The sequence below is a fragment of the Asanoa sp. NPDC050611 genome (assembly GCF_040654855.1).
Taxonomy (GTDB): Bacteria; Actinomycetota; Actinomycetes; order Mycobacteriales; family Micromonosporaceae; genus Asanoa.
Genome location: NZ_JBFAIU010000275.1, coordinates 1 through 10448, shown reverse-complemented (window position 1 = coordinate 10448; position 10448 = coordinate 1). Strand labels below are relative to the sequence as shown.

At 71.0% G+C, this 10448-nt stretch carries 12 protein-coding genes and 1 pseudogene; 5 read left to right on the top strand and 8 right to left on the bottom strand.

The features are described from left to right. Window positions 1-184: 184 nt before the first annotated feature. Entirely contained in the window at window positions 185-1753 is a 1569-nt protein-coding gene (locus tag AB0H87_RS31130) for an MDR family MFS transporter (protein ID WP_360153598.1), read from the bottom strand. A gap of 134 nt (window positions 1754-1887) precedes the next feature. Between AB0H87_RS31130 and AB0H87_RS31125 the strand changes: the two genes are divergently transcribed. Continuing rightward, the gene (locus AB0H87_RS31125; protein ID WP_360153595.1) at window positions 1888-2442 is read left to right on the top strand and encodes a helix-turn-helix domain-containing protein; all 555 of its coding nucleotides are present in this window, start codon (window positions 1888-1890) and stop codon (window positions 2440-2442) included. On the opposite strand, the gene AB0H87_RS31120 is transcribed toward AB0H87_RS31125, so the two are convergent. From AB0H87_RS31120 to AB0H87_RS31090, 7 genes are all read right to left on the bottom strand, one after another. Beyond that, a complete protein-coding gene (locus tag AB0H87_RS31120) occupies window positions 2432-2932 on the bottom strand; it encodes an N-acetyltransferase (RefSeq protein ID WP_360153592.1) in 501 nt (166 codons plus the stop codon). The genes AB0H87_RS31125 and AB0H87_RS31120 overlap by 11 nt on opposite strands. Further along, window positions 2929-3144: a biotin/lipoyl-binding carrier protein gene (locus AB0H87_RS31115; protein ID WP_360153589.1), complete on the bottom strand. Its 216-nt coding sequence runs from the start codon at window positions 3142-3144 to the stop codon at window positions 2929-2931. Before AB0H87_RS31115 ends, AB0H87_RS31120 begins: the two co-directional genes overlap by 4 nt. Window positions 3145-3385: 241 nt before the next feature. Next, complete coding sequence (gene rsrA / locus AB0H87_RS31110; RefSeq protein ID WP_360153586.1) at window positions 3386-3646, bottom strand: mycothiol system anti-sigma-R factor; 261 nt, start codon at window positions 3644-3646, stop codon at window positions 3386-3388. Between the two features lie 6 nt (window positions 3647-3652). Then, entirely contained in the window at window positions 3653-4465 is an 813-nt protein-coding gene (locus AB0H87_RS31105; RefSeq protein WP_360153584.1) for a sigma-70 family RNA polymerase sigma factor, read from the bottom strand. A 231-nt stretch (window positions 4466-4696) separates the two neighbouring features. Beyond that, window positions 4697-5311, bottom strand: coding sequence for an alpha/beta family hydrolase (locus AB0H87_RS31100; RefSeq protein WP_360153581.1), 615 nt, complete (start codon window positions 5309-5311; stop codon window positions 4697-4699). Window positions 5312-5341: 30 nt separating this feature from the next. Next, entirely contained in the window at window positions 5342-5731 is a 390-nt protein-coding gene (locus tag AB0H87_RS31095; RefSeq protein ID WP_203708743.1) for a WhiB family transcriptional regulator, read from the bottom strand. Window positions 5732-5959: 228 nt separating this feature from the next. Beyond that, complete coding sequence (locus tag AB0H87_RS31090) at window positions 5960-6673, bottom strand: SOS response-associated peptidase (protein WP_360153578.1); 714 nt, start codon at window positions 6671-6673, stop codon at window positions 5960-5962. Between the two features lie 89 nt (window positions 6674-6762). Between AB0H87_RS31090 and aroA the strand changes: the two genes are divergently transcribed. The 4 genes and pseudogenes from aroA to AB0H87_RS31070 all read left to right on the top strand — a co-directional run. Beyond that, entirely contained in the window at window positions 6763-8052 is a 1290-nt protein-coding gene (aroA, locus tag AB0H87_RS31085; protein WP_360153575.1) for a 3-phosphoshikimate 1-carboxyvinyltransferase, read from the top strand. A gap of 46 nt (window positions 8053-8098) precedes the next feature. After that, window positions 8099-9076, top strand: a complete 978-nt coding sequence (gene rsgA, locus AB0H87_RS31080) for a ribosome small subunit-dependent GTPase A (RefSeq protein WP_360153572.1) — start codon at window positions 8099-8101, stop codon at window positions 9074-9076. A gap of 14 nt (window positions 9077-9090) precedes the next feature. Next, window positions 9091-9885 carry a histidinol-phosphatase gene (gene hisN / locus AB0H87_RS31075; RefSeq protein ID WP_360153569.1) on the top strand — a complete coding sequence of 265 codons (795 nt, stop codon included), beginning with the start codon at window positions 9091-9093 and terminating at the stop codon, window positions 9883-9885. A 128-nt stretch (window positions 9886-10013) separates the two neighbouring features. Further along, window positions 10014-10448 (top strand): annotated as a pseudogene (locus AB0H87_RS31070) (hypothetical protein); the annotation flags it as partial.

Here is a 10448-nt window from a genome sequence, read left to right as displayed (position 1 = left end):
GGTCGTGCGGGCCTTCTCGGATCCCAACGTGGTCCACGTCGACGGCAAGGTGTCGCCCGCCCGACGGACCCGGCAGCGACGCGCAGCGAGCGGTGTCTGGCGGGAGCGACGGTCGCGCCCACGACGGGCCCGAGTAAATGAAGAAACGCCCCTGGACCCGAGCCCAGGGGCGTTCCTCGACGGATCAGTCGGCGATGGCTTCGGCCTTGGCGAGGGCGACCTCGGCGTCGTCGGCCGGGGTCTCCTTCTTGTCGGCGTCGCCGAGGCCGCGCAGCGGGATCTCCTTGACGAACCAGGCCAGGACCGGCACCAGGACCACGATCACGGCCGCCCAGACGAAGACGTACGCGATCGAGTCGGCCAGGCCGCCCATCACCGCGTCGCGGATCTGCGCGGGTAGGTTCTGGAGCGCGGTCGGGTTGACCCCTGCCCCGCCGCCGTCGCCGGAGAGCGCACCGCCCGCCGGCGACTTAGCCAGATGGTGCACGAAGAGCGCACCGAAGAGCGCGATGCCGATCGAGCCGCCGATGGAGCGAAAGAACGTGGCGGCGCCGCTGCCCGCACCCAGGTCCTTCTGCTCGACGCTGTTCTGCGCGATCAGCATCGAGGTCTGCATGAGGAAGCCCATGCCGACGCCGAGGACGACCATGTAGAGCGACAGGACCAGCTTGGTGGTGTCGGCGTTGATCGTGGACAGCAGGATCATGCCGCCGAGCAGGGCCACACCGCCAAGGATCGGGAAGATCCGGTAGCGGCCCGTCTTGGTGATGACCCGGCCGGTGATCACCGAGACGACCAGCATGCCGAACATCAGCGGCAGGAGCAGCAGGCCGCTGTTGGTCGCGGACGCGCCCTGCACGGTCTGCTGGAACAGCGGCAGGAAGTTCATCGCGCCGAACATCGCGAAGCCGAGCAGGAAGCCGACCGCGGAGATCAGGGCGAAGTTGCGGTTGGCGAACAGGTGCAGCGGCAGGATCGGCTCGGGTGCGCGGCGCTCGACGAAGCCGAACGTCACGAGCGCGACCAGCGTCAGCGCGGCGAGGCCGAGGATCTGCGGCGAGGTCCAGTCGTACTCGTTGCCGCCCCAGGTCGTGATCAGCACGAGCGCGGTGATGCCGACGGAGAGCAGCCCGGCGCCGAGGTAGTCGATGCGGTGCTCGGTGCGGTAGCGCGGCAGGTGCATGCGCGTCGCGAGGACCAGCAGGGCGAGGCCGCCGAGCGGCAGGTTGACGTAGAACGCCCAGCGCCACGACAGGTGGTCGGTGATGAAGCCGCCGACCAGCGGGCCCGCGACCATCGCGATCGCCATGATGCCGGCGATCATGCCCTGGTAGCGGCCGCGCTCGCGGGGCGGCACCAGGTCGCCGATGATCGCCATGACGCCGACCATCAGGCCGCCGGCGCCCAGGCCCTGGACGGCCCGGAAGGCGATCAGCTCGATCATGCCGTCGCCGGTGCCGCCGAACATCGCAGAGCCGGCCATTCCGCAGAGTGCGGAGCCGATCAGGAAGATAATGATCGACGTCAGGAAGATGGACTTGCGGCCGTAGAGGTCGCCGAGCTTGCCCCAGATCGGCGTCGAGACGGTCGTGCCGAGGACATAGGCGGTGACCACCCAGGTGAAGTGGTCGAGACCTCCGAACTCGCTGACGATGCGCGGCAGCGCCGTGCTGACGATCATGTTGTCGAGCATCGCGAGCATCATCGCGATCATCAGACCGCCGAGGATGACGCGGATCTTCTGCGGAGTCATGGCCCGCATCGCGTCAGTGGTCAATCGGAACGCCCCCCATAGTGATCGGACTTACTTGCCGACCGGCTAGTCTCCTTACTAGCCGTACGGTAAGCTCCGTACTAACCGGGCGTCAAGTTAGTTTGGGAGTCAGAGTGGCGGAGAGCACGCGAGGCCGGATCCAGGCCGTCGCGCTCGAGCTCTTCACGGAGAACGGGTACGAGAAGACCTCGCTCCGGGAGATCGCCGAGCGGCTCGGGGTGACCAAAGCCGCCTTGTATTACCACTTCAAGAGCAAGGACGAGATCGTCTCGAGCTTCGCCGAGGATCGGCTGCGGCGGCTCGACGAGATCATCGAGTGGGCGCAGGCGCAGCCGCCCGGGCCGGAGCGGCGCCAGAAGCTCCTGTCCCGCTACGCCGACGAGTTCTTCGCCAGCAATCACCCGTCCGTGATGCGGTTCTTCGAGCAGAACCAGACGGTCGTCAAGACCATGTCGGCCGGCGTGGAGATGCGCGACCGGATGATGCGGGTGGCCGGCCTCATGGCCGACGACGCCGACGACCCGCCCGCCCAGCTGCGCGCCGCGCTCGCCCTGTTCGCGGTGCACGGGAGCTGGTTCGCGATAAAGCGGGAGATACCGCTCGAGGAGCGGAAGCGGATCGCCCTCGAGGTCGCCGAGGACCTGTGGCGCCCGCGGGTCAGCTCGTGAGCGGCAGCCGGAGCGCCTCGAGGTCGACGCCCGGGAACGGCGACCAGTCGCGTTCCGGCACCCGGGTGAAGCCCAGCCGGGCGTAGAGGCGCTTGGCGGGCGCGGAGAAGCTGCGCACGCAGATCACGATGGCCTGGCAACCGAGCGCCGTGGCGCGCTCCACGCAGGCCCGGACCAGCGCCTCGCCGGCACCACGCCCCTGTGCGGCCGGGTCGACGGCCAGCATCCGGAACTCGGCCTCGCCGTCGATGGACAGCTCCGCGTACGCCGTGCCGGGCAGGACAAAGGTGACCGAGCCGAGCACCTGGCCGGTGTGCTCGTCGGCGGCGACCAGCAGCTCGCCGGCCTCGGCGCGGGTCTCCACGTCGGCCAGCTTCTTGTCGTAGCCGTGGTCGCCGGCGAGCTGGCCGTCGGCCCGGTAGGCGTCGACGGTCAGCCGGGCCACGGCGGGAAAGTCCGCCGCGGTCGCGGGCCTGATCCGCAACGTCATTCGATCACCGCGATCAGGTCGCCCTCCTGGACGACGTCGCCCTCGTTGACGGCGAGCTGCTTGAGCGTCCCGTCGGACTCGGCGATGACCGGGATCTCCATCTTCATCGACTCGAGGATGACCAGCGTGTCGCCCTCGGCGATGGTGTCCCCCGCCGCCGCCACGACCTTCCACACGTTCGCCACCATCTCGGCGCGGATCTCGTCAGCCATCGCGTGGTCCTCCCTCTGGTCTGTGGTCAGCATCCAACCATGCGCCGGCCGTCGGTGCGCCGCTGGCGGGCCGACTAGGATCGTCGGGTCACCGGAGCGATCGGGTCGGAACAGGAGGTCGACGATGGCGAAGAAGAGCCGTAAGAAGAAGGCACGTAAGAAGAGCGCCGCCAACCACGGCAAGCGCCCCAACTCCTGAACAGCCAACGTCGCCGGCCCGATCTCGGGCCGGCGACGGGCTTCATACGTCGGTGCGGAGCTCCGTCAGCTTGCTGCGCAGGCGGGCGAGGAGCTCCACCGGTGCGGTCTCGTTGCCGCAGCAGCGGGCGACCAGCGCCTTGACCTCCTGCTCGATGCCGTACTCGGCCAAGCAGGGCGAGCACTCGTCGAGATGGGTGCGGATCAGGTCGCGGCGCTCGTCGGCGCACTCGAGGTCGAGATAGAGGTAGACCTCTTCGAGCACTTCGCTGCAGTCGGTCTCGTGGGGGTTACCGCAACTCACGGTTCCTCACACCTCCTGACGCGCCGCGGCGGCGTCACCCGACGGAGTGCGGGTGAAGCCTCGATCCGCAGCGTAGCGCTCCAGGAGGTTCCGCAGGTTGCGTCGGCCGCGGTGAAGTCGCGACATGACCGTGCCGATCGGGGTGTTCATGATGTCGGCGATCTCCTTGTAGGAGAACCCCTCGACGTCAGCGAGGTAGACGGCCAACCGGAACTCCTCCGGCAGCTGCTGCAGCGCGTTCTTCACGTCGCTGTCCGGCAGCCGGTCGAGCGCCTCGGTCTCGGCCGAGCGCAGGCCGCTGGAGGTGTGCGACTCGGCGTTGGCGAGCTGCCAGTCGGTGATCTCCTCGGTCGGCGCCTGGACGGGCTGGCGCTGCCGGCGGCGGTAGGAGTTGATGTAGGTGTTGGTGAGGATCCGGTAGAGCCACGCCTTGAGGTTGGTGCCTTCCTCGAACTGGTGGAAGGCGGCGTAGGCCTTGAGGAACGTCTCCTGCACCAGGTCCTCGGCGTCCGCCGGGTTGCGGGTCATCCGCAGGGCCGCGGCGTAGAGCTGGTCGACGAAGGGCAGCGCGTCACGCTCGAACCGGGCCCGCCGCTCGTCGGTCGGCTCGTCGGTTCGGGTCTTCTCCGGCTGCGTCAAGCGCACGTCCCCCCTCGACTGTCCCGACGAGGATACGCGGCGCACACCATCGTCCGAGTCAGTTGTGGGTTGGTTGCCCCCGATGAGGCCGTGAGTAACGTCGCTCGCCGGCCATTCGGGCGCGGACAGAAGTGCCCGGAACCGGCCGGTGTCGCGGTCGCCCCGCGTAGCTGCATGCACTGGGAAGAGCCCCCTTGCCGTCTTTACAGGTACGACGGCTGTAACAAGGGCTGGCTCGTGGGAATTCCCGCAGGTGGGGCCCCTTGAACAACCCAACTCGCCTCGGGGATCTGGTCCCCGAGGCGAGGTGGGCCTGGGAGGTTGATGCGGACCGGGGGGTCCGCGGACTCGTGGAGGGAGTCCCCAGGGCAAGCCTGGCTCAGCAGGCTCAACGAGTCACTTCCGCGACAGTTACGGACGGGCCCAGCCCTTGCCCCGCAGCCACTCCACCACCAGCTGCCCCAGGCCACGCGGATCGCCCCGCAGGTCGTGCCGTTGGCCCGGGCGCACCACGACCTCGACGCCGGGCGACGCGTCCGGCACGCCGAACGGGTCACGGTCGCCGTTGACGACCAGCGTGGGCACGCCGGTGAGCAGTTCCTCGGCCCGGGACCGCTCGGGGCGTCCCGGTGGATGCAGCGGGAACGCCAGGCAGACGATGCCGGCAGCGCCGAGGGCGACCGACGTGCGGCAGGCCACCCGCGCCCCACTGGACCGCCCGCCGACCACCAACGGTGGCGGCTCGCGGTAGCCCTTGACGATCTCGTGCACGACCGCCGACCACGCGGCGTCGAGCTGTGCCGCGGGCGCGGGCGCGCGGCGGCCCGCCACCCGGTAGGGCTGGGTGACGCGCACGACGGACAGGCCCGCCGCGAGTGCGGCACGGCGGACCGCCATCAGGTCGGGCGCCTCGACGCCCCCACCGGCGCCGTGCCCGAGCACGAGCAACGCCGACGGCCGGCCGTCAGCCTCATCGGTTTCGGCCACGGCCGGGCCGTGCGGTGTCGCGATCTGTGTGACCCCCATGGCCCCATTCTGCTGGCCGGGAGCGCCAGGTCAGCTCACCGGCACCAGTTCGAGCGAAAGGTCGCGCATCGGCGGCCCGGAGTCGATGGTCTCGGCGCCGCGGGTGAGCTGACCTCGCCAGGCGACCAGCATCGCCCGCCGCTCCCGTGGTGTGGTGCCGCCCCAGACGCCGTGGCAGTCGCCGACCTCGAGCGCCCACGCGAGGCACGCACCCTGGACGTCGCAGGTGCGGCAGAGCGCGATGGCGGTGTCGGCCGGCTCACTCGGCGCCGGGAAGAACGTCTCCGGATCGACGGATTGGCACACGCCGCGCGTGCGCCAGGCCTCGTCGAGTTGTCGTTCGGCCGACGCCCTCAGCAGTCGTGGATCCCGACGTGCGGCGGCGACCTCATGCGGGCGTGGCATACGCGCCCGTGTCATCTACAACCCACCTCCCCCGTGGGGCCGGCTTTCCGCGCGACTGGCGCAAGATCGGTTTCCCAATGGGTGTCGTCGCCCGGTGCGAGAAGGCACCCATTGCCGGCGCTGTGTTCTATCGCACTCGTGACGTCGGAGACAAGAGGTTGCATCGAACATGCGGAAAGTCTGTTGCAAGAAATCGCAACAAGACGCCGGGAAAGGGAAAAATCAACCGGTGTGAATTGAAGATCAGAAAAGGGTGAGTTCGACCGGCGCCTCGTGCGGCGCGGCCAGTGCCGGGGCAGCCACCCGGGCCAGCAGTTCGGGGCCGTCGTTGCGCACGTCGCCGACCGCCGGGCCGACGGGCCGGATCTCGATGCCGTCCAGCGTCTCGTCGGACGGCGGGGCGAGCATCTCGGCCGGATCGCCGCCGCCGGCCAGCCAGGCCGCCCAGCGGTCGGGCGCGAGCACCAGCGGCATCCGGTTGTGCACGAGAGCCAGGTCGCCGAGCGCTGCCATCGTCACGATGCTGCACGTCAGCAGCTTCTGGTCGCCCCACGCGGCCCACAGGCCACCGAACACGACGGGCTCCGGCGCGGTCATGAAATAGGCCTGCTTGCCGCCGCCGGGCTTGCGCACCCACTCGTACCAGCCGTCGGCCGGCACGAGGCAGCGCTTGCCGGCGAACGCCCGCGCGTAGGCCGGTGTGGTGGCCACCGTCTCCGCCCGTGCGTTGATCATGCGGGCCGCGCCCTTGGTGTCGCCTGACCAGCTCGGCACGAGCCCCCAGCGGGCCACCGAGAGCGCGCGGCCGCCCAGGCTCCGGGACATCCGGATCACCGGCACCGGATCGGTCGGCGCCACGTTGTAGTCGGCCACGAGGCCGTCGCGGGTGTCGTCGAACGCGTCGAAGAGCGCACTGAGGTCGGGCGCGTCCTTCGTCGTCGCGTACCGCCCGCACATGCCCGTCAACCTAGCGCAGTTCGTCCCGGCACGCGGGAGTGCCGGATGTCGATCGCGGAGCGCCGCGCCGGCAGGTCAGACTGGAGTACGTGGCTCAACAGACCGCGCACGTGCCGTGGAACGCGCCCACCGCCCCCGAGCCGGTGAACGCGACCGTCCAGCTGCCCGGCTCCAAGTCGATGACCGCCCGCGCGCTGGTGCTCAGCGCGATCGGGGTCGGCCCCTCGACGCTGTCCCGCCCGCTGCGGGCGCGCGACACCGAGATGATGGCCGGCGGCCTGCGCGCCATGGGCGTCAGCGTCTCCACCGTCGACGACGACCGCTGGGTCGTCCGGCCGGGCACGCTGCAGGGCCCCGCGCACGTCGACGTCGGCCAGGCCGGCACGGTGATGCGGTTCATGCCGGCGATCGCGGGGCTGGCGCAGGGCACCGTGACCTTCGACGGCGACCCGTCGGTGCGGCAGCGCCCGCTGCGGCCGCTGGTCGACGCGCTGCGCTCGCTCGGCGTCAGCATCGACACGCCACCGACCGGCAGCCTGCCGATGACGATCCGGGGCACCGGCCGGGTCACCGGCGGCGAGGTGGTGCTCGACGCGTCCGCGTCCAGCCAGCTCGTCTCCGGCCTGCTGCTGGCCGCCCCCGACTTCGACCGCGGCGTCGTCGTGCGGCACGTCGGCCCGCCGCTGCCGTCCGCCCCGCACGTCCGGATGACTGTGCAGATGCTGCGCGCCGCCGGCGCCGGCGTCGACGATTCCGCGCGGGACGTCTGGGTGGTCGAGCCCGGCAAGCTGACCGGCCGCGGCTGGACGATCGAGCCCGACCTGTCCGGCGCGATGCCGTTCTTCGCGGCCGCGCTGATCACCGGTGGCACGGTCACACTGCTCGGCTGGCCGCGCAGCAGCGCCCAGCCGGTCGACCGGTTGCGGGCGCTGCTCGGCGAGATGGGCGGCGAGGTCTCCCTGGGCACCGAGGGGCTGACCGTGCGGGGCACGGGCGTGCTGCACGGGCTCGACGCCGACCTGTCCGAGGTGGGCGAGATGACCCCGGTGCTGGCCGCGCTCGCCGCGCTGGCGGACTCGCCGTCGAAGCTGCGCGGCGTCGGGCACATCCGCGGCCACGAGACCGACCGGCTGGCCGCGCTGACCCGCGAGCTGACCGCGCTCGGCGCCGCGGTCACCGAGACGCCCGACAGCCTGGAGATCAGCCCCCGGCCGTTGCGCGGCGGCGTCTTCCACACCTACGACGACCACCGCATGGCCCACGCCGGCGCCGTGATCGGCCTGGCGGTGCCGGGGGTCGAGCTCGACGACGTGGCGTGTACCTCCAAGACGATGCCCGACTTCCCGGCACTATGGTCGGCGATGGTCACCGGCAAGTAGGGAGAGGGCACTGGCGGGCAAACGGCGGGAGTACGACGAGGACGACGTGCGGGTGCGACCCGCCCGCTCCTCGCGCCCCCGTACCCGCACCCGACCCCGGCACGACGACGCGGTCGACGGTTTCGTCAGCGCGGTCGACCGGGGCCGATACACGGTCGAGCTCGGCGGTGCCGCCCCGGTGACCGCGATGCGGGCCCGTGAGCTGGGCCGCAAGTCCGTCGTCGTCGGCGACCGGGTCGCGCTGGTCGGCGACACCTCGGGCGCGGCCGGGGCACTGGCCCGGATCGTCCGGATCGCCGAGCGGGCCTCCGTGCTGCGCCGCACCGCGGACGACGACGACACCACGCCCGAGGGCCGCCTCGAACGCGTCGTCGTCGCCAACGCCGACCAGCTCGTGATCGTCAGCTCGCTGTCGGATCCCCCGCCGCGCACCGGCTTCATCGACCGCTGCCTGGTCGCCGCCTACGACGCCGACATCGACCCGTTGCTGTGCCTGACCAAGGCCGACCTGGCCGGGCCCGCCGAGGTGCTCGACTACTACGCCGAGCTGGACCTGCCGCACGTGCTCGTGCGCCCCGACTCCGACCTGACCGAGCTGCGCGACCGGTTGGCCGGGCTGGTCTCGGTCATGGTGGGTCACTCCGGGGTGGGCAAGTCGACCCTGGTCAACCGCCTCGTCCCGGACGCCGACCGGGCGGTGGGCGTGGTCAGCGCGATCGGCCGCGGCCGGCACACGTCGACCAGCGCGGTGGCGCTGCGGCTGCCCGGCGAGGCCGGTTGGATCATCGACACGCCCGGCGTACGCAGCTTCGGGCTGGCCCACGTCTCCGCGGAGAGCCTGCTGCACGGCTTCCCGGACCTGGTCGAGGGCACCGTCGAGTGCCGGCCGAACTGTGAACACACCCCGAACGACGTCGACTGCGCCCTCGACGCCTGGGTCGCCGCCGGCAACGCCGACCCGCGCCGGCTCGCCTCGTACCGCCGGCTGCTCGCGTCCCGCGCCGGGGAAGACACCGAGAACTAGTAACGTCAGCCGCCATGGCCCCCCGGTATTCGGACGACCTCTCGCTCGCGCACGTTCTCGCCGACACCGCCGACAAGATCTCCATGGACCGGTTCCGGGCCCTCGACCTCCGGGTCGAGTCCAAGCCCGACCTGACCCCGGTCTCCGACGCCGACCAGGCGGTCGAACGCGCGCTGCGGTCGACGCTGGGCCGCACCCGGCCGCGGGACAGCGTGCTGGGCGAGGAGTACGGCGCGTCCGAGGCGGCCGCCGGCCCGGGCCACCGCCAGTGGGTGATCGACCCGATCGACGGCACCAAGAACTACATCCGTGGCGTGCCGATCTGGGCCACGCTGATCGCGCTGATGGAGGGCGACCGGCCGGTGGTCGGCCTGGTCTCCGCACCGGCGCTCGGCCGGCGCTGGTGGGCCGCCGTCGGGCACGGCGCGTTCGCCGGCCGGCACACCGCCGCGGCCACCCCGATCCGGGTCTCCGGCGTCCGCCGGATCGGTGACGCGAGCTTCTGCTACTCGAGCCTGCACGGCTGGGAGGAGACCGGTCGCCTGGACCCGATCCTCGACCTGATCCGGCAGAGCTGGCGGAGCCGGGCGTACGGCGACTTCTACGGCTACATGCTCGTGGCCGAGGGCGCCGTCGACGTGATGGTGGAGCCGGAGCTGTCGCTCTGGGATGTGGCAGCGCTCATCCCGATCGTCACCGAGGCCGGCGGCAGTTTCACCGATCTGGCCGGCCGCCCAGGGCCCTCAGGTGGCAGCGCGGTGGCCACGAACGGAAAAATTCACGAAGAGGTGCTTACCCGCCTGAGCTGACGGGTTGTCGGGTTTCACGAGATCATCTCTGACCTGGCGTTTTGATCGAAATACCTGGTGTAACCGCTGGTCATCGGGTTCGGCCGGTCGCCGAGCGCAATGCCAGGAACCTCCGTTACTGTGCCCGGGTGCTGTCCACCAGTTGGGGTTTCCTCGCCGCGATGGTCATCGCCTACGGGGTCGCCAACCTCCTCCAATCGGTCGCGGCAACACGGACCAAGCTGCACACGTCGTGCAACCCGAAGCTGCTGGTCCGGCTGGCCAGCCAGCGCGTCTACCTGTACGGCGTCGCCTTCCAGGTCGTCGGCTTCCTGCTGGCCTTCGTCGCCCGCCGCGACCTGCCCCTCTTCCTCGTCCAGTCGGCGGCATCGGCCGGGTTGGGTGTGACCGCGCTCTGCGGCGTGCTGATCCTGCGCTGGAAGCTGCCCCGGGCCGAGGTGGGTCTGCTCGCCCTGCTGTTCGGTGGCCTCTTCGCGCTGGTGATCTCCGCGAAGCCGGCCCAGGCACACTCGATCGGCTCCGGCGGCCTGGCCGCGCTGCTGGTCTGGCTCGCGGCGATCGCC